This is a genomic window from Sunxiuqinia sp. A32, assembly GCF_052690465.1.
On record NZ_JBQYLI010000015.1, the window covers coordinates 1 to 25,521 of the forward strand.

Annotated in this window: 18 protein-coding genes; 8 read left to right on the top strand and 10 right to left on the bottom strand. The window is 37.0% G+C overall.

What is annotated here, in order from left to right; translation table 11 throughout:
• Nucleotides 1-274: 274 nt before the first annotated feature.
• Nucleotides 275-1,180: a sugar phosphate isomerase/epimerase family protein gene (locus tag ACUNWD_RS14795; RefSeq protein WP_445588605.1), complete on the top strand. Its 906-nt coding sequence runs from the start codon at nt 275-277 to the stop codon at nt 1,178-1,180.
• 332 nt (nt 1,181-1,512) lie between these two features.
• Here ACUNWD_RS14795 and ACUNWD_RS14800 read toward each other — a convergent pair whose 3' ends face one another.
• The 3 genes from ACUNWD_RS14800 to ACUNWD_RS14810 all read right to left on the bottom strand — a co-directional run bounded on the left by ACUNWD_RS14800 (nt 1,513) and on the right by ACUNWD_RS14810 (nt 7,002).
• A complete protein-coding gene (locus tag ACUNWD_RS14800; protein WP_445588606.1) occupies nt 1,513-1,731 on the bottom strand; it encodes a Nif11-like leader peptide family natural product precursor in 219 nt (72 codons plus the stop codon).
• A 443-nt stretch (nt 1,732-2,174) separates the two neighbouring features.
• Nucleotides 2,175-5,723 (bottom strand): pyruvate:ferredoxin (flavodoxin) oxidoreductase, encoded by a 3,549-nt coding sequence (gene nifJ, locus ACUNWD_RS14805; protein ID WP_445588607.1) that lies wholly within the window; start codon nt 5,721-5,723, stop codon nt 2,175-2,177.
• A gap of 100 nt (nt 5,724-5,823) precedes the next feature.
• On the bottom strand, nt 5,824-7,002 hold the full coding sequence (locus ACUNWD_RS14810; protein WP_445588608.1) for an AAA family ATPase: 1,179 nt from the start codon (nt 7,000-7,002) through the stop codon (nt 5,824-5,826).
• Between the two features lie 257 nt (nt 7,003-7,259).
• Here ACUNWD_RS14810 and ACUNWD_RS14815 point away from each other — a divergent pair, with 257 nt between their 5' ends.
• The 3 genes from ACUNWD_RS14815 to ACUNWD_RS14825 all read left to right on the top strand — a co-directional run bounded on the left by ACUNWD_RS14815 (nt 7,260) and on the right by ACUNWD_RS14825 (nt 11,586).
• Nucleotides 7,260-9,248, top strand: a complete 1,989-nt coding sequence (locus ACUNWD_RS14815) for a peptidase U32 family protein (RefSeq protein ID WP_445588609.1) — start codon at nt 7,260-7,262, stop codon at nt 9,246-9,248.
• A gap of 107 nt (nt 9,249-9,355) precedes the next feature.
• Entirely contained in the window at nt 9,356-10,648 is a 1,293-nt protein-coding gene (locus ACUNWD_RS14820; protein WP_445588610.1) for an acetylxylan esterase, read from the top strand.
• 5 nt (nt 10,649-10,653) lie between these two features.
• Complete coding sequence (locus tag ACUNWD_RS14825; RefSeq protein ID WP_445588611.1) at nt 10,654-11,586, top strand: DUF6807 family protein; 933 nt, start codon at nt 10,654-10,656, stop codon at nt 11,584-11,586.
• Nucleotides 11,587-11,631: 45 nt separating this feature from the next.
• On the opposite strand, the gene ACUNWD_RS14830 is transcribed toward ACUNWD_RS14825, so the two are convergent.
• Nucleotides 11,632-12,678, bottom strand: coding sequence for a Gfo/Idh/MocA family oxidoreductase (locus ACUNWD_RS14830; RefSeq protein WP_445588612.1), 1,047 nt, complete (start codon nt 12,676-12,678; stop codon nt 11,632-11,634).
• 202 nt (nt 12,679-12,880) lie between these two features.
• On the opposite strand from ACUNWD_RS14830, the gene ACUNWD_RS14835 reads away from it, so the two are divergent.
• The gene (locus ACUNWD_RS14835; protein ID WP_445588613.1) at nt 12,881-13,597 is read left to right on the top strand and encodes a cytidylate kinase-like family protein; all 717 of its coding nucleotides are present in this window, start codon (nt 12,881-12,883) and stop codon (nt 13,595-13,597) included.
• A gap of 100 nt (nt 13,598-13,697) precedes the next feature.
• Here the strand turns inward: ACUNWD_RS14835 and rplI are convergent, their stop codons facing one another.
• The 4 genes from rplI to ACUNWD_RS14855 all read right to left on the bottom strand — a co-directional run bounded on the left by rplI (nt 13,698) and on the right by ACUNWD_RS14855 (nt 17,005).
• A complete protein-coding gene (gene rplI / locus ACUNWD_RS14840) occupies nt 13,698-14,144 on the bottom strand; it encodes a 50S ribosomal protein L9 (protein ID WP_445588614.1) in 447 nt (148 codons plus the stop codon).
• Between the two features lie 16 nt (nt 14,145-14,160).
• Nucleotides 14,161-14,430, bottom strand: coding sequence for a 30S ribosomal protein S18 (gene rpsR / locus ACUNWD_RS14845; protein WP_445588615.1), 270 nt, complete (start codon nt 14,428-14,430; stop codon nt 14,161-14,163).
• A 3-nt stretch (nt 14,431-14,433) separates the two neighbouring features.
• Nucleotides 14,434-14,787, bottom strand: a complete 354-nt coding sequence (gene rpsF, locus ACUNWD_RS14850; protein ID WP_445588616.1) for a 30S ribosomal protein S6 — start codon at nt 14,785-14,787, stop codon at nt 14,434-14,436.
• Nucleotides 14,788-14,923: 136 nt separating this feature from the next.
• The gene (locus tag ACUNWD_RS14855; RefSeq protein ID WP_445588617.1) at nt 14,924-17,005 is read right to left on the bottom strand and encodes a PAS domain-containing sensor histidine kinase; all 2,082 of its coding nucleotides are present in this window, start codon (nt 17,003-17,005) and stop codon (nt 14,924-14,926) included.
• Between the two features lie 351 nt (nt 17,006-17,356).
• Between ACUNWD_RS14855 and ACUNWD_RS14860 the strand changes: the two genes are divergently transcribed.
• Both ACUNWD_RS14860 and ACUNWD_RS14865 read left to right on the top strand, forming a co-directional pair.
• Nucleotides 17,357-17,947 carry a beta-phosphoglucomutase family hydrolase gene (locus ACUNWD_RS14860; protein WP_445588618.1) on the top strand — a complete coding sequence of 197 codons (591 nt, stop codon included), beginning with the start codon at nt 17,357-17,359 and terminating at the stop codon, nt 17,945-17,947.
• Between the two features lies 1 nt (nt 17,948).
• The gene (locus ACUNWD_RS14865) at nt 17,949-18,875 is read left to right on the top strand and encodes an AEC family transporter (protein ID WP_445588619.1); all 927 of its coding nucleotides are present in this window, start codon (nt 17,949-17,951) and stop codon (nt 18,873-18,875) included.
• Here the strand turns inward: ACUNWD_RS14865 and ACUNWD_RS14870 are convergent.
• Together ACUNWD_RS14870 and tsaD are read right to left on the bottom strand one after the other, a co-directional pair.
• Nucleotides 18,852-19,829 carry a CobW family GTP-binding protein gene (locus ACUNWD_RS14870; protein WP_445588620.1) on the bottom strand — a complete coding sequence of 326 codons (978 nt, stop codon included), beginning with the start codon at nt 19,827-19,829 and terminating at the stop codon, nt 18,852-18,854. The two genes, ACUNWD_RS14865 and ACUNWD_RS14870, sit on opposite strands and share 24 nt — an antisense overlap.
• Nucleotides 19,830-19,893: 64 nt before the next feature.
• A complete protein-coding gene (gene tsaD / locus ACUNWD_RS14875) occupies nt 19,894-20,931 on the bottom strand; it encodes a tRNA (adenosine(37)-N6)-threonylcarbamoyltransferase complex transferase subunit TsaD (RefSeq protein ID WP_445588621.1) in 1,038 nt (345 codons plus the stop codon).
• 202 nt (nt 20,932-21,133) lie between these two features.
• Here tsaD and ACUNWD_RS14880 point away from each other — a divergent pair, with 202 nt between their 5' ends.
• Nucleotides 21,134-25,411, top strand: coding sequence for a translocation/assembly module TamB domain-containing protein (locus tag ACUNWD_RS14880; RefSeq protein ID WP_445588622.1), 4,278 nt, complete (start codon nt 21,134-21,136; stop codon nt 25,409-25,411).
• Nucleotides 25,412-25,521: the final 110 nt, after the last annotated feature.

Here is a 25,521-nt window from a genome sequence, read left to right on the forward strand (position 1 = left end):
TTTTATGGTTATTAAATTAAGAAAACCATCTCTTAATTTTTATACCCATCTGTCCAAATTAGGCTGAAGACTTACAGGATATTCAAGGGCAGTGTTAAAGTTCTAAATGCTTTACTTCGTATCGGGTGTTTAATATCTTACATTTTAAATCAAAAAATGTATTTTTAAAAAGTCAGGAGTCCTCTTTTCTTTTCAAAAATTCAGAGTATTCTGTATTTTTAGACAATCAAAAATGGAAAAATCATCTAAATAATAACTAAAACTAATAAACAAAATGAAGAGTAGAAGAGATTTTTTGCGGGTATCTGCAGCTGGTTCTTTAGGTTTGCTGGCATGTGGTAACCTCGCTTCTTGCGTTACTAAAGCAGTTGATAAAAAAAGCTACGGAGTAGGAATTCAACTTTACACCATACGTGATGCAATGAGCGCGGATACCCCGGGATCATTGAAAAAAGTATCTGATTTGGGATATAAATACCTGGAGCTTGCTGGTTTTGCTGATGGTAAGTTTTACGGATATGCTCCTGCCGAGTTTAAAAAGCTAGTTGCTGATTTGGGAATGAAAGTGGTTAGTAGCCATACCCAGGTTGAAGCAGCTGGTATTTCGCTTGACAATGCCAAAGCAATGGCCGATGCACATGCGGAACTGGGGGTGGAATACTGTGTTCAGCCATGGGTAAACGATGAAGATCGTAATATTGAGACGTATAAAAAAATGATTGGTGAGTGGAATAAAGTTGGCGAAATTATGAAAGGGGTTGGCATTCAGTTTGCATACCACAACCACAACTTCGAATTTGCCAACCTGGATGGTATCGTTCCTTATTATGACCTTTATATGCCTGAAATGGATCCGGAATTGATTACCATGGAAATTGACCTTTATTGGGTGACAAAAGCAGGTCAGGATCCTGTTGAAATGTTTAAAAAATATCCGGGACGTTTCCAGTTGTTCCACCTGAAAGATATGTCGCAAAAAAGTGAGCCTTATTTTGAAGTTGAGAAAAGTGATATTTGCAGCGTAGGAGAGGGAGTGATTGATTTCAAACGTATTTTGGATGCGAAAGATATTGCAGGAATGAAATATCGTTTTGTTGAAGATGACAATCAGGGAAATGGAAAGCCATTCGAAGGAATTGGTAAAAGTATTGATAACCTGACTGCCGATATTTTGGTGTAAGGATCAATATTTCACTATATTGAAGAGGGCATAAGCTTCATTTGGAGTTTGTGCCTTTTTTTTTCTAAGCTTTCAATAAATTTCATTCCGATCGAGTTGCGAGATCGCTGGGTTGGATGGAATATTATAAACTGATCTATCATTTTACGGACAGAATTATGAGTTTAAAAACTGAGTCTATTAAGAGCAAGAATGAAGACTCGCGCCAATAATGTAGATAGCCAGAAGCATTCCTTCTGGCTATGTTCTTTTGCAAATGACTGCGGCAACAATAGTTTACGAGATAGAGTTTATTTTAAGCTGCGGCTTAAAATTTGCTTTACGCAAAGCGACTATACCCAAATTCCTTTTTTAGGAGGATTTCCGTAAGATTCAAATGAATCACCATTTTCGCGTAAAGCCTCTTTCAGGTCTTCTACTGTAAATTCGAAACCATCTTCTTTTGCTAATTCCACGAATTTCTCTTCTGAAAAGGTGTTGTCATACTTAACACGAAATTGTCTGTCGTCAGCACCTTTATCCAATAAATCGAAAACAGCTTGTTTTGACATCTTTCTTAAATTTAAAAGTTAGTGATAGTGCAAATATAGAAGAAAGATGAATTGACATTTAGTATTGTATGTTGAAAATGAAATGTCAAAATGTAAATTTAACACACAAATAAATGGATGGATGTCATTTTAATCGTTCTTTAATGATAATAATGTCAATGGTGAATGCTGGCAAAGGATGCATTTTTAACAAACTTGTAGAAATCGATATCTTTCTGGCTGATTGTCAAGTGCAATTCGTCGTTTTATATTGATAGCGACAAACCACATTCCAAGCTAGTTGGGATGTGAGTACTCATATTTACTCCTGTATTGTTAAGGTGCAGCTTTTAGGGCTAATTATCCACTATTCAGAAAACTGTATCAAAAAAAACCACCAACCGTCGAAAGACGGACAGTGGTTTTGATGATATAAAAAATTGGTTTTTTAGAGAATATCCAATTTATTCAGCTGGATTAAAATCCATCGCAGCATAACGCTTGTAAGAAGCGTGGCGCCATTTTGCATTCTCTTCAGCAGCAGCGAACAGTACAGATGCTTCTTCAGGGAACGATTTTTTCAATGCAGTGTAGCGTACTTCACCGTTAAGGAAGTCTTGGAATTTACTCCAGTCAGGATCTTTTGAATCCAATGTGAATGGGTTTTTACTTTCAGCTTCCAATGCTGGATTGTAACGATACAATGACCAGTAACCTGCTTCAACAGCTTTTTTCTCTTCAGCCTGAGATGCACCCATGCTTGCGCGCAATCCGTGGTTGATACAAGGAGAATAAGCAATGATCAAAGATGGTCCATCAAACTCTTCAGCTTCACGCAATGCTTTCAGGTATTGCCCTTGGTTAGCACCCATTGCAACTTGAGCAACGTAAACATATCCGTAAGACATAGCCATTACACCAAGGTCTTTTTTGCGGATTTTCTTACCAGAAGCAGCAAATTTAGCAACAGCACCAACTGGTGTAGCTTTTGAAGCCTGACCACCTGTATTTGAGTATACCTCAGTGTCCATTACCAAAACGTTTACATTTTCACCAGAAGCCAATACGTGATCCAAACCACCATAACCGATGTCATATGCCCATCCGTCACCACCAAAAATCCACACTGATTTTTTAACCAGGTATTTTTTCAATCCTAGGATGTCTTTTGCGTAAGCTCCATCTTTTCCGTCAAGAACTTCAAGAACTTTTGCTGAGGCTGCTTTAGAAGCTTCTGCATCGTTTTTACCATCGATCCATGCCTGGAATGCTTCTTTTTCATCAGCGCTAATTCCATTTGACATTTCAGCTTGCATGATTGATTCGATACGGTCGCGTTGTGCATTAACACCTTCAGCCATACCGAAACCATATTCAGCGTTGTCTTCGAAAAGTGAATTCGCCCATGCTGGACCATGTCCACTTTCTTTGTGCTTACAATATGGAGTTGCTGGAGCAGAACCACCATAGATTGAAGAACAACCTGTTGCGTTGGCTACCATCATGCGCTCACCGTACAATTGAGTAATCAGTTTCACATAAGGAGTTTCACCACAACCGGCACAAGCTCCTGAGAACTCGAATAATGGTTGAGCAAACTGTGAGTTTTTAACTGATTTATATTTGTCAACTACTTTTTCTTTATAAGAAACGTTTTTGTCCATGTAGTTCCAACGCTCTACTTCAGCTTCTTGGGTTCCAAGAGGCTTCATCTCAAGAGCTTTAGTTTTTGATGGACAAACATCGGCACAGTTACCACAACCAGTACAGTCAAGTGTAGAAACCTGGATGCGGAAGTTTAAGCCTGGGAATTGTTTCGTTGGAGTAGCAACACGTACTTCAGTTCCTTCAGGAGCACCAGCCATCTCTGTTTCATCTAACAGGAATGGACGAATAGCAGCGTGAGGACAAACGTAAGCACACTGGTTACACTGAATACAGTTGTCAGCTTGCCATTCCGGAACATTTACAGCGATACCACGCTTTTCAAAAGCAGAAGTACCTTGTTCGAAAGTACCATCTTCGTAACCTACAAATTTAGAAACAGGCAGGCTGTTACCTTTTTGTGCGTTGATGATATCAACAAATTCGCTGATGTATTCAGGACGATCAGTTGCAGCAACTTCTTCTTCCAGTTTAATTGTTTTCCATTCAGAAGGAACATCAACTTTTACTACGTTTTTACCACCGGCTTCAACTGCAGCAAAGTTCATGTTTACAATTTTCTCACCTTTAGCACCGTAAGATTTTACAATCGCTTTCTTCATTGCTTCAACAGCCTGATCGTAAGGAATTACACCAGTGATTTTGAAGAATGCTGATTGCATGATGGTATTGGTACGAGTTCCAAGACCAAGCTCTTCACCTAATTTTGTACCGTTGATGATGTAGAAATTGATTTCTTTTTCAGCCAATTCCTTTTTCATTGCATCTGGAAGGCGTTTTTTAGTTTCTTCTTCATCCCAAATTGAGTTCAATAGGAATGATCCACCTTTTTTGATTCCTTTCAATACGTCATACAAGTTGATGTATGCTGGAACGTGGCATGCAACAAAGTCAGGAGTTGTAATCAGGTAAGTAGAACGGATTTCGCTGTCACCAAAACGAAGGTGAGAACAAGTAAAACCTCCTGATTTTTTTGAATCATATTCAAAATATCCCTGGCAATATTTATCAGTAGTATCACCAATAATTTTGATGGAATTTTTATTTGCACCAACAGTACCGTCAGAACCTAAGCCGTAGAATTTAGCTTCGTAAGTTCCTTCAGGAGAAACTTTGATTTCTTCTTTTAAAGGAAGTGATTTGAAAGTCACATCATCTTCGATACCCAGTGTGAACCCATTTTTAGGCTCAGCCATTTCAAGGTTTTCATATACTGAAATAATTTGAGATGGAGTAGTGTCTTTTGAACCTAACCCGAAACGACCACCAACAATAACAGGGGCATTTTCTTTTTCGTAGAACAAGTCTTTTACGTCAAGATACAATGGCTCGCCATTTGCTCCAGGCTCTTTGCTGCGGTCAAGAACAGAAATTCTTTTAACAGACTTAGGCAATACATTCATGAAATATTTTGCACTGAATGGACGATACAAGTGAACTGACAACAAACCAACTTTTTTACCTTGAGCAGCTAAATAGTCGATAGTTTCTTTGATAGTTTCAGTTACTGATCCCATTGCGATGATGATGTTTTCAGCATCTTCAGCACCATAATATGTAAATGGGTGATATTCACGACCAGTCAATTTTGAAATTTCTTTCATGTAATCTTCAACGATATCAGGAACTGCATCGATGAATTTGTTAGCAGCTTCTTTTGCCTGAAAGAAAATATCAGGGTTTTGAGCAGTACCACGAGTTACTGGGCTTTCTGGGTTCAGTGCGCGGTCGCGGAAAGCTTGCAATGCTTCCTGATCAATAAGTGGTATGAATGCTTCCTGATCAAGAACTTCAATTTTTTGAACTTCGTGAGAAGTACGGAATCCATCGAAGAATGATAGGAAAGGAACGCGTGATTTAATGGTTGCAAGGTGAGAAACACCAGCAAGGTCCATTTCTTCCTGAACAGAACCTGCAGCCAACATAGCGAACCCTGTTTGACGAGTGGCATATACGTCAGAGTGATCACCAAAGATTGAAAGTGCGTGACCTGCAAGAGCACGTGCACTTACGTGGAATACAGTTGGTAAAAGCTCACCTGCAATTTTATACATGTTAGGAATCATCAACAAGAGACCTTGAGATGCTGTATAAGTTGACGTTAATGCACCTGATTGCAACGAACCGTGTACTGCACCTGCAGCACCAGCTTCACTTTGCATTTCAGCTAAACGTACTGGACGACCAAAAATGTTTTTCTTTCCTTTTGCGGCCCATTCATCCACATATTCTGCCATTGTTGAAGATGGCGTAATTGGATAAATACAGGCGACTTCACTAAACATGTAACTCATATACGCTGCTGCGTAATTACCGTCACATGTAACGAATTTTTTTTCTTTTGCCATTTTTATTCAAGTTAAATTTTAAAATTTATTTTATTATCTCTCAAATTCTAATTTTCTAATTTCCAGAAACTTCCAGCTCCAGACTACCGTCTTCCAGCTTTTAATACAAAAATCCAAACAGCCATAACGGAATTTTATTTCCTTCGCCTTCTTCAATCATATCGGCTGCTGCGTAAGTATCTTCGTTATCTGGTTCTGTATATTTTCCTCCCACAGTAAAGTGGTATTGTTCGTTTACTTTAAAATCTGCAATCTCTGAGCTTTTAATTTGATGTTGATAACCTACCTGGTTATAAAAAAAAGTACTTCTCAAATTGCGGTTATTTACGTTGTCCGGCTCAATTGCATACAAAATATTCGTGTTGTGTGCATAAACCAGATCCGGCTTTTTCTGTTGATCTTCATCACCATTTGAAAATAGCAGGTTGATTAAGCGGGCATTTTTCAGATAACGCAAATAGTTCATCACTGTTGCTCTGGATGTTTTCACATCGGTGCTAATCTTACTTACATTCGGAGTAAAAGGCACCTGACTATTCACAACTTGTAACAGCTTTCTAAGCTTTGGTAAATATTTCAGTTCAATTTGATTCAAATAAGTCACATCAATTTCCAATGCAAGGTTGATGTGCTTCAAAAGACTTTCGTTGTAGAACGGTTTATTATTTAAAAAGTAGGGGTAAAATCCGGATTGCAAGTATTCAGCAAAATAAGCTAGAGGTTTGACTTGGTCAGTAATCTCACGCGCAATTTGCTGATGATTCTCCAAAATCTCGGTTAACTTATATCTTCTGAATTCGAATTTTCCATGAAAGTTTAAATATTCTCTGAAAGAAAGCCCTTCCAGGTGATACACTTTCACGATTCCTTTTAACGAATCATTTCCTTCCAAAACCCTTAGTACGGGGGACGCTGAGAAAATAATCTTTAACTCTGGAAAATCTACATAGCATTCTTTAAGTTCTGATGACCAATGAGGATACTTGTGAATTTGGTCAAGTAGTAAGACTTTTCCTCCCTTTTTGTAAAACTCATCAGCAAAATTGTAGATCTTTCTTTTGGTGAAATAGAAGTTATTTAGGTTAACATACAGACAAGATTTGTCGTCTGCATAATTCGTTTTTACATAGTCAAGTAGAAAAGTCGTTTTTCCAACACCGCGGAATCCTTTTATACAAATCAGCCGTTGAGACCAATCTATCTCATGGAATAATTCACGGGCAATCGTTTCACGCGAATGCTCCAGTAATGTTTGATGTATTTGAATTAAATTATCCAAAGCTGAACGATTTTCTGCAAACAAAGGTAAGCAGGAAAATTATTTTTTTGCAATCTCTGGATAGCAATTTTAATTTGAAAGTGTAATTTATATTTGTTAAAAATAAGGATTGATAGCGAGTGTTTTAAGATGAAAATGTCTGTATTTACTTGTAATCCTTAGTTGACAGAGCATCTGGAAAAGGGCATCGTATTTTCTTTGATGTTTTTCGCCCGATCTCCCATCAGATTACTACTTTTGCAGCATTGAAATACGCTATGGGAAAGAAGAAACCAGAAATATTATTACCTGCCGGAAACACTGAATCATTCTTTGCAGCATTAAAGGGTGGAGCAGATGCCATTTATTTAGGCTTGCGTTCATTTAATGCCAGAGGCCGTGCAAGCAACTTCACTGAAAGTCAGTTATTAGCTGCAATAAAAGAAGTTAAAAAGAAGAATGCGAAGATTTACGTGACCTTAAATACGGTTATTAAAAATAACGAGCTTGAAGCTTTGCTTGACGTGTTGGCTTTTTTGGAAAAGGCACAAGTTGATGCAATTATCATTCAGGATTGGGGCGTTTACTGGTTGGCTAAAAATCAATTTCCCGGGCTTGTAGTTCATGCAAGTACACAAATGGGCAACCATAACTCTCTGGGAGTGAGCTTGTCTGAGCGACTTGGGATTTCCCGGGTGATTTTGGCAAGGGAACTCACGATGAAAGAGTTGGAGGGAATCGCAGGAAAAGCAAAGGTAGAACTGGAACTTTTTGTGCATGGAGCCTTGTGCTATTCTTTCAGCGGGTTGTGTTTCTTTAGTAGTTATATCGGTGGTCGCGGTGCGAACCGTGGTTTATGTGCGCAACCTTGTCGGCGGATTTATAAGGATGATCAGGACTGTAAGTTTCTGTTTAACCTGAAAGATAATCAGCAGCTTTCTAATGTTGATAGGCTAAAGGAGTTGGGCATTAGTTCCCTCAAAATTGAAGGACGCATGAAATCTGCTGACTATGTGTATCAGGTTGCAAAAGCTTATCGATTGGCAGTGGATCAGCCTAACAGGCAAAAGGAAGCTGAAGAAATGTTACGCCTGGATTTTGGGCGGGCAAAAATTTCCTACTTTCTTGGTAAAGATGTGAAAGAAGGGATTGCTGAAAATTCAAATACTGGGATTTCTATTGGTTTTGTAAAAGATGTGAAGAAAGGCCTGATTTCATTAAATTCGAACACAGAAATGCAAGACGGAGATCGAATACGAATCCGAAATGTAAAAAATGATAGTACCGTCAATCTTAAATTGAGAGATTTTCAAGTTGAGGGTGATTCAATAACCTTTCAGTTTGAAGGGAAAGAAAAGATAAATGTTGGCGATGAAATATTTTGGGTTGGTAGAAGAGGGGAGCATTTCCCTTCTAAATTTGATCAACTGCCAAAAATGAATGTAAAGCCTTTACCTTTCGGTCAGAAAAAGGCTATTCGTCAGAAGTTGATTATTAAGTCACGTCCTTCAAAACCAAGATTATTTGTACGAGTTGATGATCCCGACTGGCTGAGAAAACTTCGATTGGATGATGTCGATGGGCTGGTGCTTTCATTTACGCGTAAAGATTTGGAGAAATTTGATTTTAATGCCAGGTTTATTCAGCAAAATAAGCAAAAGATATATGTTGAACTTCCCAAATTTATTTCGGAAGAGCATATTGATGAATACCGAAAAATAATCCAGCGAATTGAACGAACAGGATATACGCGGTTCTTTGTAAGTCATCTTTCGCAAAAATTATTGCTGGGAAAAGATAGCCAGGTGAGCAGTAATGAGCACGTTTATGTATATAATGATGCCGCCGCTAAATTGTTACAACAACAGCAAATGAGGAACTTTTGCTATCCGATGGAGAATGATTTTGAGAATTTGAAAAGCATGCAAAATAAGCAAGGAATTGTTCTTTTACATGGATATCCGGAATTGTTTTATTCCCGTATGCCTGTTTCTGTGTCAGACGAGGAAAACCAATTTAAGGATGATCATGGAAAGACGTACCAAAAGACAAATAAAGACGGTATTACCATTGTTGTTCCTGATGCTCCGGTGAACTTGTTTCAATATAAAAAGCAAATTATGGCTTTGGGATTCAGCAATTTCATGATCGACCTGAGTCATGAGAAAACATCTAAAAACATTTTAAAGCGACTGTTAACCAAGTATCGATTTGGTGAGCAATATCAACCTTCAAGTACATTTAATTTCAAGAAGGGGCTTTTTTAAATTAGTTGCGAAAATTTTGGTTAGGAAAACAATGGCAAAGCTTGGATATGGTTTCGCATAATTGAGGCTTTTTGCTAATTTTACTTCACCTAACTAAATTTTTCACCATGAAAAAAAGTCTTCATTTCTACTTTTCAATTTTTACATTTCTTTTTATTCAACTTACATTAATTGCACAGCCTGCGAGAAAAGCAGTAAATATTAGAATTAGCCCGAATCATCAGGATTGGACATACCAGTTGGGAGAACCGGTAGTCTTTGAGGTTGATGTTTACCAGTTTGATACACCTATTCAGGAAGGTGAAATAAGCTATTCCTTTGGATTGGAAAATATGTTGCCCTCAGAAAAGGGGACTAAAAAAATTCATGGTGGCGGCGCAAAAATAAAAGCTCCGGGCCTAACTCAACCAGGATTTTTACGGTGCCACGTTGAAATTACAGTTGATGGCAAAACTTATAAGGAATATGCAACTGCTGGATTTTTACCGGAATACATAAAACCAACAACGACTCTGCCGGGAGATTTTTTAAACTTTTGGGAAGATGGAAAGGAAAAATTGGCCGAGATTCCCGTAAATCCTATCTTAACATTAATGCCCGATCGCTGTACCTCAAAGGCAAATGTTTATCATGTGTCTATCGATAATATTAATGGTAAAATATACGGCATTTTATGTACTCCTAAGAAATCTGGAAAGTATCCGGCGATTTTGCATGTTCCGGGAGCGGGTATTCGCCCATATTATGGTGATGTAAGTAACGCAGAAAAGGGGATTATAACTTTTCAAATAGGAATTCATGGCATCCAGGTTAATTTGAATCGTGTTGTTTATGAAAATCTTGGTGCGGGAGCTTTGAGTGGTTACTCGAAGTTCAATTTAGATGATAAAGATAATTGTTATTACAAACGAGTATATTTAGGATGCGTGCGTTCTGTTGATTTTATTTTTGGATTGGATGAATTTGATGGTGAAAATATCGCAGTAACCGGAGGTAGCCAGGGGGGAGCACTTTCCATTGTGACAGCCGGTTTAGATCACCGTATTAAATATTTGGCTGCAGACTATCCGGCTTTGTGTGATCTAACTGGTTATTTGCATGGTCGTACAGGAGGTTGGCCCCATTTGTTTAAAGATGGATTTACCAATAAACCGGAAAAGGTTGAGACTTCCAAGTACTTTGATGTCGTTAATTTTGCTCGATTCGTTGAAGCTACTGGTCATTATTCATGGGGATTTGATGACAATGTTTGTCCACCGACTTCGATGTATGCAGCCTACAATCTGATAAAGGCACCGAAGGAACTATTTATTTATCAGGACACGCAACACTGGACGTATCCGGAGCAGCGAAATCAAAAAAATGATTGGTTGCTCGAAAAATTACTACCTAACAATTAATAAAAATGAATCAAATCAAAAAATATACTTTTCTAGTTTCCATTCTATTGTCATTTGTAATTCGGTCGGCCGGACAGGTTGGAATGAAAAAGGACGATGGAGGATTTTGGTTTGTTGAGAAAGGAAGGAAAATCGCTTTTTATCGAAAGGAAAATGCGACGCCAAACCAAGCTCCGGCAAGGAACAATTATTTACATCCAGTATATTTGCCTGACGGAGCTAAAATCACGGAAGATGCTCCGGCGGACCACATCCATCATCGTGGAATTTTTTGGACTTGGCACCAGATTGTTATTGATGGAAAACCAATAGGAGATCCTTGGATGTTGGAAGATTTTGAACAGGAAGTCCAAAATGTGGAATTCAGAAGACTTCCAAATGGTAATGGAGAGTTTACTACCAGTGTGTATTGGAGTTCTCCTCAGTATCAAAGTGGAGAAACTCCTTATATGGAGGAACAAACAACGATGACTTTCTTTCCTCTGCAAAATCGTAAACAGGTAATTCTTTTTGAAATTAAATTGAAAGCATTGGCTGATAATTTGAAATTGGGTGGCTCTGACGATGAGAAAGGTTATGGCGGTTTTTCTGTCCGAATGAAACTACCAGATGACTTGGAATTTACCAGTAAGAATGGGGTGGTAGAGCCACAGACAAATGCAGTTGATGAAGGCCAGTATATTAACATGAATGGAGCAATAGGGAAGAACGGAAATAAGGGGGGCGTTTTTGTTTATGCCGATCCGAAAAATCAAGACGATACTCAAAAATGGATTCTGCGTAGAAAAGAAAGCATGCAAAATGCCGTGTTTCCTGGAAGAGAGCCTATTCAAATTTCATCTCAAAAACCAATCGTGCTTAAATATGCGCTGGTACTTTACAATGGTAGTATAAAGGAGGATAAAGTTGCCAGAAAAATCGCAAAGCTGTTTGAGTAATAGGATATTTAAAATGGAATGGGGCCGGCAATCAAGCCCCGTTTTTTATAATATGATGGTGCGTTTTTCCTGATCGCTTTTCAAGCATGCTTCAAGGATTATTAATCCATCACGACTTTCTTCCGGTTTTACCTGCAACTCTTCGTTGTTAACTAAAACATCATAAATGTTTTCATAATAAAGGTTGTAGTTTCCTGCTTTAGTTTCTATTGATCCCTTATAATGCAAGTTTCCAATCTCCGTATTGATTGTTCCCCATTTGCTTTCAGCTTCTGTTCCCCAACCGGATTCATTGGGTAAATGCCCCGCATTTAAAGCTTCTTCCTGCGGATCAATTCCCCATTTATGAAAGGAACCTAAGGTTCCGTGAATACTGTACCTTGGTCCAGGTTCGCGAACCAAGTACGACGATTTTAGAATGGCAGCAAAGCCTTTGTATTGCATTCTGATATCGTAATAATCTTTGACTTGTCCCTGATCTCGCAATGTGTCTAAATGGGCTGTTACTGATTGTGGCATTCCAAAAAGAACCAACCCCTGATCAATCATATGTGAACCTAGATTATACAAAACTCCATGCTTCTCACCTTTTTCTTCTTTCCAGGTGTTTGGCTTTATGAAGTTTCTGTAACGATCAAAATGAGATTCAAATTCGACTAGCTTGCCAAGCATCTTGTTTTCCACAATCTTTTGAACTGTCAGAAAATCGCCATCCCACCTTCTGTTTTGGTACACCGAAAGCATCAGTTTATTCTTTTTGGCGAGTTGAATAAGTTCGTTTGCCTGCTCAACAGTTTGTGTAAGAGGTTTTTCAATAACTACATGCTTTCCTTTTTCCAAAGCAAGCTTGCTCATTTCATAATGCAATTTATCCGGAGTATTGATAATAATGAGCTGTATGTCCGGATCGTTTAAAATTTCCTGGTATGTTCTAACAATTTTAGCGTCTGGAAATAATTGTTTTGAAAGGTTTTTACTTCTTTCAAGAATATATTTTACGTGAAAACTAGGATTTACTGCTAGAGATGGTCCATGGAAAACTCGACCAGACATTCCAAAAGAAGTGATTGCTGTCTGAATTATTGCTTTCATAATTAGTTTTTTACGAAGATAAAAAGATTTACATGTTCTGTAAGATTGTTTTAAAACATCAGTAAAATTAGGTATTGTAGAACATTTTTATCGATTTCGTTTCATTTGAGGTTGTAGATTTGTTTATGACTGATTTATGAATTATATGAATTTTTGTTCATTAAGAGAATTTGGTTAGAGTTTAACATCAAAAATTAGAACTGTGAAAAATTTATTGAAGAGCTACATTGAAGAAGCAGAAAAATCGAGAAAACGAAGTAAGTATCCAGGACCGGTTGTTATGATATCACGTGAATGTGGTTGTTCGGCCAAGAGGATTGCTACCAAGTTGTCGAAGATCCTTTCTGGATATAGTTATAACTCTGACACAAAAACGGATGTTGAGTGGAAATGGGTTAGTAAAGAAATCATCGAAGAAACAGCTCATGAGCTAGAGTTGAATCCGGAGCGTATTAAAAATGTATTCTTATCTGAAGTAAAGTCAAGTTTACATGATGTATCTACTGCATTTTCAACTGACAAGGTGTATGATGCAGATGATCAGGAGATAATAGATACCGTTAAGGAGGTGATCTATCGAATTGCAGAAGAAGGTTACTATATTATTGTAGGTCGTGCTTCTGGTGCAATAGCGAAAGATATTCCGCTTAAACTAAGTGTAAAACTGCAGGCACCTTTGGAGTGGCGTATCAATCGGATCATGCAAATAAGTGATATGTCGAAGGCTGATGCGCAGGAATACGTTTTGGAGATTGACAGGCAGCGCGATTTATTTGTTGAGCATGTTGCAGGGCGAAAACTAAATAATAATGATTACGATTTAATATTTAATTATTCAACGATGCAGGATGATTACATTGTTGATGCAATCGTTAATATCATGCGGAATAAGAAGATGATAACGCTGGAAGAAGATTAATAAATAACAGGACTTAAAAAGAAAAAGCCAGCAGTCATTTGACTGTTGGCTTTTATGTTTGAAAAAAACGTTTGATTCTTTGTGTGTAAAATCTGTGTGATTATTCTGTAACAACTTCAAATTCAAAATCAATCACCACTTCTTTGTGAAGTTTGATTTTTGCAGTGTATTTACCAACTTCTTTGATGCTGTCTTCTTTGATGCTGATTTGTTTGCGCTCAAGCTCAAATCCTTTTTTGTTAATTGCTTCAGCTAAAATGATTGTATTAACTGAACCAAAGATTTTTCCTGATGTACTGGTTTTTGCACCAATAACCACTTGCTTGTTTTGTAGCTTTTCAGCAATCTTAAGAGCTTCTTCTTTCAACTTCGCTTCTTTGTGAGCGCGTTGTTTGATATTTTCAGCCAAAACCTTTTTTGCAGACTCATTTGCAATTACAGCCATTTTTTGAGGGATAAGGTAGTTACGACCAAAACCATCTTTAACTGTAATAATATCGTCTTTGCTCCCCAGGTTTTGAATATCTTGTAATAAAATAATTTCCATTTTTCTTTCCTTTAAATTATTTCAACATATCTGTTAAGTAGGGCAGCAAAGCCAAATGACGGGCTCTTTTTACTGCTTTAGCCACTTTGCGTTGGTATTTCAAAGAAGTACCAGTGATACGACGTGGAAGAATACGACCTTGTTCGTTCAAGAATTTTTTCAAAAACTCAGGATCTTTGTAATCCACGTATTTAATCTTATTCTTTTTAAAGCGGCAATACTTTTTCTTTTTGATCTCAACTGACGGGGGAGTCAGGTACCTGATTTCACCTTGATTGTTAGCCATAGCTTATTTCTCCTTTTCAGTTTTAGCTTTAATATTATTCTTTCTCTTCTCACTGTACTCAGCGGCATATTTATCCATTTTGAAAGTTAAAAAACGGATAATACGTTCGTCGCGACGGTACTGGGTTTCTAAAGTTTGAATCAATTCAGGATCTGCCTTAAATTCAATCAAATGATAGAAACCAGTGCTTTTTTTCTGAATGGGATAAGCTAATTTGCGTAATCCCCAGTCTTCTTCATGGATGACTTCTCCGCCATTACTGACGATGATGTCCCTGAATTTACTTACCGCTTCCTTTATCTGACCTTCAGATAAAACGGGAGTTGAAATGAAAACGGTTTCATACTGGTTTTTCATAAAACATCTAATTTATTAAACATTAAAAATTTAAACCTAAAAATAGGTGGCGCAAAATTAGAAATTATTTACAATTATTCAAACACTTATTGCTTGATTCTCTTTCAGAAATCGAAAGCTTATTCAATAGAGCAATTTAGGAATGAGTAAGTGGTAACTTAAATTGGAAAGTTGAGCCTACTTTATTCTCAGATTCAATCCAGATTTCGCCCTCTAATAATTCTACTAAAGATTTGCATAGTGAAAGGCCAAGACCGGAACCTTCGTGACCACGAGCTAAGCTGGTATTTCCCTGGTAAAAACGATTAAACAAATGAGGGATCGTTTCTTTAGAGACGCCTGTTCCTGTATCTTTTACATGAAATGTAATGTAATTGGTATTAACATGAAAGCCGACTTCGATGTAACCCTTTTTTGTGAATTTAATTGCGTTATTAAGTAAGTTCGACAAGATTTGAATAACCTTGGATTGATCGGAATACACCGTTATTTCAGCATCTGGATAAGTCCTTTTTATCTTCAATTTCTTTTTGTCAGCATTGGCCTGGAAAAGATCGATCACTTCTTCAACAACTATTGAAGGTGAAAAGGGTTCAATTTCAACAGACATATTTCCCGACTCTATTTTGCTAATGTCTAGTATGTTGTTTATTAATTCGAGTAAACGGTTTCCACTTTTATTAATGATATCGGCATACCTTTTTACTGTTTTGGCTGGAATATTTTCATCACTCAGTAAATTAGCAAAACCTAACACACCGTTTAATGGTGTCCTGATTTCATGGCTCATATTCGCCATGAACGCAGATTTGAGACGATCACTTTCTTCCGCTTGCTCTTTGGCTTTTACCAATTCAATCTCCATTAATTTTCGTCTGGTAATGTCTCTGGTAACTGATAAAATGTGAGGTTTACTATTTAGTTGTATGATTGTTGCTGACATCAGAGCTGTTTTAAGGCTCCCATCTTTCATCTTAAAAGCAGCCTCCAGATTTTCAATTTTTCCATCTTTTTCAAGTGCTTTTACTAAGGTTTTCCTATCTTTTGGATCATTCCATATGTTTATTGCCGATGATTTCTTTCCAATAACTTCCTCTTTGGTGTATCCGGTCAGATCCATGAATCCTTGATTGACATCGACATAATAACCTTGCATGGTGTTAATATTGATAGAATCGGGACTTGTATAGAAAGCAGCTCTAAATTTTTCTTCACTTTCAATGATCGCCTTTTGCACCTTTAGAAGTTCGTATTCTGTTCTAAGTTGATCAGTAATGTCGAAAATAATCGAGTAAAGAAGCGTTTTATTCTCCAGTTTAATTGTTGTTGCATGCACATCCACATCGCGAATTTCACCAGATGCCAATTTGTGTTTGAATTGAAAGTGATTTCGTTTATTTGCTTTTACTTTCAGCATTTGATCATTCACGTCATCTTCACTCAATGTGTTTATATCCTGAATACGTTTGCTTTGCAATTGCTCTATAGTGTATCCGTAGAAACTAATTGCAGACTTATTTGCATCCAATATTTTTCCGGTTTCGCTATCAATTAGCAGCATCACTGAAACGTTCTCATCGAATAATGCTTTATACTTAATTTGGCTATCAGAGAGTGCTTTGTTTGTTTCGAATTCTTTTGTGATATCTTTAAAGGTGCAGTATGTTTGTCTGAAATCTCCTACAGGTGAGTAGCCAATACAACCTTCATAAAGTACATGAATAAAACTTCCATCTTTTTTCTTCATTCTAAAATGAACATCCTTAATATAACCTTGCTTCTTAAATCGGGGGAAGTTTAGTTTAAAGTGTTCTATGTAATCAGGATGCAAGAAATCGCCAAACCATTTTCCAATCACATCTTCTCTTTCATATCCAAGTAGATTTAACCATTGGGGATTAATATCAATAAAGCAACCATCGATATCCAGAGACTGATAGGCGAGAGGAGCATTTTCATAGAGTGCTTTGTATTTTTCAATACTGTCAGATAATTTTTCGCTGATTTCACGATTTCTCTTTGCGTAACTTTTTAGCAGAAAGAATAGAAGTAGAGTAGTAATTACTACATAGAAGACACCTTTAATTGACTGTATATATACTTCTGTATCATCATTTTGAGCAAGATTGGTGAGTATTTTATCCGAAAAGATTATCCAGCCGGCTCCAACAACCAGGTATATAAAACTAATTTTATATTCAAACTTAATCGGCTTCATAATAGCAAATTAAATTCTTTTTTCGCAAAACGGTGATAATGCATGCAGATTATTATTTCCATCAAACTATATACAGTATACAAGTTACATAAAGCTTTAGATACAAAAAAGTTCAAATGTTGTTCATTCTACAATATCTCAAATTCAATTTTATGCAATAGAACATGAGAATTGAAGAAGAAATTTTCACGAATGTAAAAATTGCAAATACATCCGATGTAATCAGATTGTCGATGTTAAAATAGTTGATTTTTAATTTTTGATTAACAATGGTTTGGCATTTTCACAATTGTAGTGAATATGAAGCAATAACTAAAAAAAATAATAATTTCGCAGTTCAATTTATAGAGAATGAAACTGGATAAACACCCACAGGCAGAAGCGTTAATTTTTGATTTAGATGGAACATTGTCGGACTCGTTACCGGTTCATATAGCCACCTGGCACAAGGTGTGTGAACATTACCAATGTAAATTTGATGAGTCTATTGTTCCTGAGCTGACAGGAATGCCAACCGTGAAATTTGCAGAACGAATTATAGCTGACAATAATTTAAAAGGTGCTGATCCTGAAGAGATGGCACGAATGAAACAGCAAACTTTTTGGAAAAGTGTTGATTTGCTGAAGCCTCATAATAAAGTTGTTGATCTTGTTTATCGATATCATGGTAAAATTCCAATGGCCGTCGGGACTGGCGCCAGTAGACGGAGTGCTGAGTTGCAACTCGAAACACTTGGGCTAACCAGGTATTTTGATGCAATAGTAACTGCTGATGATGTGACAGAACATAAACCCTTTCCACAAACATTTTTGAGATGTGCGGAATTAGTTAAAGTTACTCCAAATAAATGTCATGTTCTGGAAGATGGTGAAATGGGAATGCAGGCTGCTAGAGCTGCCGGAATGCACTTAACGGATGTAAGACCTTTCACAGAAAATTGATATGCAAAGTTACTGGCTATCCTTTTCAACCATAGCTCCTTTATTTCTGGTGATTCTGGGAGGAATCATATTTAGTCGCACCAAAGTTTTTCGAAAAGAATGGATAGCCGTTTTAAACGATTATGCCCTTTGGATCGGTTTCCCAGCATTGATATTGGTCGCCTTAATAAAACTTGACGTCCATTTGAGCTCATTCTCTCAACTGCTTATTTGGAATTCGGCCTATATTGTTTTTTGCATTTTGCTTGCTTTCCCTTTTAGCTGGTTGTTCAAATTGAATAATGAAAACTTGAGAACCTTAGTTCTTGCTTTCTCATTTGGGAATGTAGCTTACCTTGGAATTCCAGTATTGCTAAATTTCTACGGACAGTCAGTTTTAGCTGAATCTACCATGTTGTCAGCAGTCTACTTATTCTGGTTGTTTACATTAGCCATTGTATTGGTCGAAGTTTTGGGTAGCCGACAAGTGAAGTTTACTGGGGTAGTTTACAGTCTATTGAAAAATCCACTATTGTTGGCAGTTTTTGCTGGTGTTGCAATATCTCTTTCCGGAGTTAAAGTTCCGGAAATGGTTTTTAAAAGTTTAGATTTGTTTTCTTCTTCAGTTACTGCCGTGGTATTATTTTCGTTGGGATTGTTTTTAGGATCACATCCATTGGGCGATTTTAAAGAATGGCTTCCGGTTTTTGGTTTCTCGGTACTTATTTTATTGGTAATTCCTTATGGATATTTTCTAACGATTAAATTTACTGCCCCGACATTTGATCTTCGTTCGAGTGTATTGGATGCTGCCATGCCCATGGGGTTAACACCTTACGTATTAGCCGTGAAATATAAATTGAATGCTTCTTTTGCTTCTCGAGTGGTGGTCTTGAGTACTTTGTTGGCTGTATTTACAATTCCCCTATGGAGCATCGTCCTCGCTTAAATAGCTGTTCAATTCATATACAATTCTTTCAAAATCGATTTCTCTTCCTATAAATACGAGCCGGTTGGTTTTATCATTCGTTGGATCGATAAACGATCCTTCTGAATAAGAGACAGCGCCTCCGACTGATTGAACAATAGTTTTGTGCGAGAGACCATCCGCGTGCAAAATTCCTTTTACCCTGTAAATTTGAAGTTGGTTAATGGCTGCAAAATAATTAAACCAATATTGAAACCTCTTTAGGTTAATGGTGCCTGAAAATTCGTGGGTAAACGTGCTGTATTTCTTTGAATTAACTAGTCGGAATTGGAATGGTGTGGATAATTTTCTTTCCAATTCTGAATTTACCTGATCAGAAAATGTTTCCAGTTTAAAAGTTTCCAGTTTCCCAAAATCGCAAGTGCTAATGTTGGCTGTACTATTAAAAGAATTGAGGACCTTTTTAATGGATGGAAGCTCAGTGGATGAAATTTCTGAACATTTATTAATTATCAATTCATCACTGAGAATTACCTGCATTTGTTGCTCACCTGCATTCAACTGCTGTTCGTAATTGGCAGCATCAACCACACAAATGCTGCCGGCAAGTGTGAATCGTTTTTTTAATTCTTCGTCAGCATAAAATGGTTTGATTACATTGGATAGATCTGCAATTCCTGTTGTTTCAATGAGCAGGTAATCAATTTCTCCAGCTTTTTCAGCAAGTTCCAATAATGCAAGTGAAAATTCATTAGAGATGGAACAACAAATACAGCCATTGCTTAAATCAAAGATATTTTCACTGCGCATACCAATAATCAAATCCTGATCAATGGACTTTTCACCAAACTCATTTTCAACCAAAGCTAACTTAAGGTGCTGATGCGCCCGGATAATTTCATTAATGAAAGTAGTTTTTCCAGCGCCCAAAAAGCCGGTAATAATTATAACAGGTATTTTGGTTTTAACTTCCAAGTTCTGAATATTAGTATGCAAGTTAGGGAATTCAATCTGATGATTGTTCCGTTGATAACACTTTCTATTCGTTGATGTTCATTCGTGCAAAGGGAATGGCATCTTGACCGATAAATTCACCTTTTTGATATTTGTAATAGCCTGTTATTGCAATCATAGCGGCATTGTCCATTGTGAATGCAAACTTTGGAATGTACATGTTCCAACGGCGTTTGTTTGCTTCCTGGCGAAGGGCATTTTGCAATCCTGAATTGGCAGATACTCCTCCAGCCACCGTAATTTCTTTAATCCCCGTTTGTTTGGCTGCCTTAATAAGCTTTGCCATTAAAATATCAATGATCGTTTTTTGCAACGAAGCACACAAATCGGGCTGGTTTTCTTCGATGAAATTTTCATTTTCTTTTAATTGATCCCGAAGAAAATATAGGAAGCTGGTTTTGAGTCCGCTAAAGCTGTAGTCCAAATCTTTAATTCTTGGTTTGGAAAACTCAAAAGCATTTGGATTTCCTTCTTTTGCAAGCTTGTCAATAAGCGGCCCTCCCGGATAGGGCATTCCCAATACTTTTGCACACTTGTCAAATGCTTCACCGGCAGCATCGTCAATGGTTTGTCCAATTACTTCCATTTCCAGATGATCTTTCACCAAAATGATCTGAGAATTACCACCTGATACGAGCAAACACAAATGTGGAAATTTTGGAGCATTAAATTCAACACCGTCTTCTTTAATGAAATGCGCTAAAACATGTCCTTGAAGGTGATTGATGTCAATCATCGGAATACCCGATGATAGAGCAAAACCCTTCGCAAACGAGGTTCCTACAAGTAGCGATCCTAATAAACCAGGACCTCTGGTAAATGCTACAGCTGATATTTCTTCCCGTTTTATCCCCGCTTGCTTAATCGCTTGATCCACTACCGGAACAATATTTTGCTGGTGAGCACGCGATGCAAGCTCGGGAACAACTCCACCGTAAGCTTCGTGAACTTTTTGGCTGGCAATTATATTTGAAAGTAGGTAGCCATTTTTTATTACTGCTGCTGATGTATCATCACATGATGATTCAATACCTAGAATGATTATATCTGATGAATGTTCCATTTAAACTGATGGTACGTTTTTTGAGTTATTTTAACACATAGAACTAACGAATTCCGCCGAATTTAGTTTAATTTGTTTTTTTATTTAAAAGCGCAAAATTATTAAAAAATCTGTCAAAATAGCACTTTGGGTTTCCGGGACAATAATTACTGTCCTGTTAATTTTATACCTGGCATTTCAGTCAAGTGTGGTGCAAACTTTTATGGTTAGGCAATTAACCAACCGAATTTCAAAGAGGGTTGATACGCGCATTAGTATTAAGAGTGTTGATATCGGATTTTTCAACAAGGTTATTTTAAATGAGGTATTGGTTGAAGATCAGCATCAGGATACATTGGTGTATGTTGACCGTTTGGTCGCATCGATTGACAGCCTTCAGTTTAGAAAAAGGAAAGTAGTTCTTTCAGCATTGGAGTTGAAGGATACGAAACTATTTTTATCACTCGATGAAAAACATCTGCCTAATTATAAATTTCTATTGGATTCGTTGAGGACGCCGAAAAAAAACGAAAATGTTTGGGGCTTTTTCTGTCACGATTTCATTTTTAGCAATACCCAACTGGCTTATTCATATTATAAAATGAAGGAAGCACGGGTGATTGATTTGCGGGATATTCAGCTGGATGTTACTAATCTGGTCATGAACCGGGATTCAATAGCATTCAATGTTAACAAACTTAGTTTGGATGATAAAAAGTCTTTTAGCTTAAATGAATTGAGTACTCGATTTACTTCTTATAAGCATCTTATAAAGCTGCAAGATTTAAAGTTATTGACTCCGCGCTCGAAAATTGTGAGTGCTGATTTTTTATTGGATCAAACACCAATGCTGGATGGGAAAGATTTTTCATTCTCGGAATTGGATTTGAATGTCAAAGAATCATCGATACACTTTACTGACCTGGCTCAATTTGTTCCGTCTTTAAAAGGAATGGACTTGGAGATGAGTTTGTCGGGACACGTTTATGGTACCATTGCCGATTTGAAAGCTAAACAATTGGCTTTTGGGTTTGGGAAAAATACAAAGATGGTATGTGATTTTTATGTAAATGGATTGCCCAATATTGAGAAGTCATATATCATGCTGGATCTGAAAAATTCATCGACAGATTTTACAGACCTGATGAATGTTAGATTGCCGGAGTCGATGGGCGGTAATTTTTTGGATTTTCCGGATTTTCTGAAAGAAGCAGGGATAATTCAGTATAAAGGAAGTTTTACTGGGTTCACCTCCGATTTTGTTGCTTATGGAACCGTAAATTCAAACTTCGGAAGATTGACAACCGACCTTTCTTTTGTTCCTTCAAACGATGATTTATTAAGTGTTGAAGGTCACTTAAAAACGGTGAATTTTAAATTAGGGGAATTTGCCCGTCTTAAAAAGGTGGGGCCAATTACTTTCAACGGACAAATTGATGGAGATTATTCCAGTAAGGATAAAAAGTTTGCAGCTACAATCGATGGAGTCGTCGATAGTCTGGACTATAATAATTATAAATTCAAAAATCTGGTTCTCGATGGGAATATTCAGGATCAAAAGTTTGAAGGAGATTTAAAGATTGATGATCCAAACTTGATGGCTGTTTTTAATGGTAAACTGGATTTTAATCCGGAGATTCCGGTTTTTGATTTCGAGTTACTGTTGAAAAAGGCAGATCTGGTTGCACTACATTTAGATGAAACTCATGAGCAATCAAAACTTGCTGTTGATTTAAAAGCAAAATTTAGTGGGAATAGTATCGATAATTTAAACGGTAGCATATGGTTTGACGAAGGAAGTTATGAGAATGAGAATAATCAATTTAATTTGAACAGTTTAAGCCTGGAGACTTCGCGGGATAGTCTGTCTCATTTGCAGATACTTTCTGATTTCGTTGACTTGAAAATTGATGGAGATTATTCGTTTCGAACGATTCATCAAAGTTTAAAAAATATGATACACAAATACCTGCCTTCTTCCGGAATAAAGTTTCAGGAAATTGCAGGGCAAAATGCGTTTGACTTTTCTCTTTCTATAAAAGACGTTGAACCAATTACTAATACTTTTTCACCGGAGTTATATGTTTCGCCTGCGACTGCTGAAGGACGTTTTGATGAGAAAGGAGCTGGATTAGAGGTGAAAGCCACTTTCCCCAGAGTTGAGTACCGTAACTTAACTTTTAATGACTACAACTTAACAATTCGTTCTGGTGAAAATATTGAAGTGATTAGCAGGCTTGGTGAGCTGGAAATGGGAGGAACCCAAAAAATATACAATCTGAGTCTTTTAGCCGAGGCATTTGATAATGAGTTAAAATCAAGATTGATCTGGAATAATTATCATCAGGTTACTTATAGTGGCGAACTCGAAACCATCACCAAATTTCAACATCAAAAAGGGCAAAGGCCTCATGTTGAGCTAAGTGTATTACCAAGTAAGATTTATGTCGCAGATACTCTGTGGCTGGTGCATCCTGCAAAGGTCACAATTGATACTACAACAATCCATGTTGCTGATTTTCAGATCTCGCACGATGATCAAACATTTGTATTGGAAGGTGCCATTTCTAAAGATAAATCAGATCGTTTGAATGTGGCTATAAATAATTTTGACTTGGGAGTCGTTAACCAGATATCAGATAAGGATATCAGATTAAAAGGGACGATGAATGGTACTACGAGTGTGTTTGATATATATGAAAAGGCCTTGTTTTTATCTGATCTGAAAATTGATGGATTTACGTTTAGGGATCAGGAAGTAGGAGATATTAGTGTTGTTAGTAAATGGGATCGGGTGTCGGAAGCAATACAAAGCGAACTCGTCGTGAATGATCACGATCGCAAATCACTAAACGCCTTTGGAACCTATAAACCGAAAACAGACAGCGTCGAATTTTATGTTAATCTGAATAATCTATCCACGGCGGTTTTACAGCCGGTTCTTGAGAAAACTTTCAAGAATATTCATGGTAATGCCACTGGAAATGCCAGAATTTATGGTACTCCTGGCAAGATATTGATCGATGGGGACGTATATGGATTAAATGCGGGGCTTACCATTAAAAATTTGCAAGTAGCTTATTATTTTAGTGATACTGTTCGGTTTGCTGCAGATTCAATCATTTTTGATAAAATCAAAATCTATGATTATGCTGGTAATTCGGGTTTGTTTGATGGTTCAATCAGGCATGATAATTTTAAGAATATGGACTATGATATGACTTTGTCCAGTTCAAAAATATTGGCTTTAAATACGACAATAAGGGATAATGAAAGGTTTTATGGAACAGCATATGCAAATGGATTAATGAGTATTACCGGTCATGGTCGGGATATCAATTTGGATGTAATTGCCAGCCCACGAAATGGAACTGCACTTAATATCTCTCTTGATTATGAGGAGGATGTGCCTGTATATGACTTTATTCGTTTTGTTAGCGATGAAAAAACAACTGACAATCCAATAGTTAGAAAAAACGATTATAATGATTCCAGGCTTTCAATGAGTTTTGATTTGGACATTACACCGGAAGCAAAAATGCAACTTATTTATAATTCACAAATCGGTGATGTGATTAAAGCCCAGGGAAATGGAAGTATGCAGGTTAATATTGATCCTGATTTCAATATATCTATGTATGGAAATTATCGAGTTGACCGGGGGGATTATTTGTTTACGCTTCAAAATGTAATCAATAAGAAATTTGAAATTGAGCAGGGTGGTACCATGACATGGAATGGAGATCCTTACGAAGCAATTATTGACATTAATGCGATCTACCGTTTAAAGGCATCTCTCTATGAGTTATTTGCCAATACCTATGAAAACATTGATTATACACAACGGATTCCTGTTTTGTGTAAAATTGCGCTAACGGAAGATCTGATGAATCCAAATATTGATTTTGATATTGAATTTCCATCGGCTGAGGATCGGATAAAAGACGAAGTTCGCCAGTTTTTTAATACGGATGAGGATATGAACAAGCAAATTTTGTCCTTATTAGTTTTGGGACGGTTTTACACGCCTGAGTATTTACGAGGAACTTATGAGGCGACCAATACAAACCTGGTGGGGACAACCGCTAGCGAATTGTTCTCAAATCAATTAAGTAACTGGTTGTCTCAAATAAGTAATGATTTTGATATTGGGGTCAATTATCGTCCGGGAAACCAAATTACCAACGATGAAATTGAATTGGCGTTGAGTACGCAGATTTTTAATGATCGGGTTACTTTGAATGGTAATATTGGTAATAATGGGACACAAGCAGCAACTGCTAATAACAATAATATCATTGGTGATTTTGACTTAAATGTAAAACTGACCAACAACGGGAAACTACAGTTTAAGGCGTACAATCATTCCAATAATAATATTATTTACGAAACTTCGCCTTATACACAGGGAGTTGGCTTTTCCTACCGTGAAAACTATGATAATTTTGGCGAACTTTGGCAAAAATTCAAGCGATTGTTTCATAAAAGAAATGAACAGTAGGTTTATAAAATATTCAGCAACATGTGATTTTTATAATGAAAAGTTTTCCTTTAGACTGAATATACCTATATCTTTGCCCCTCAAATTATTCGCTAATTAAAATCAATATT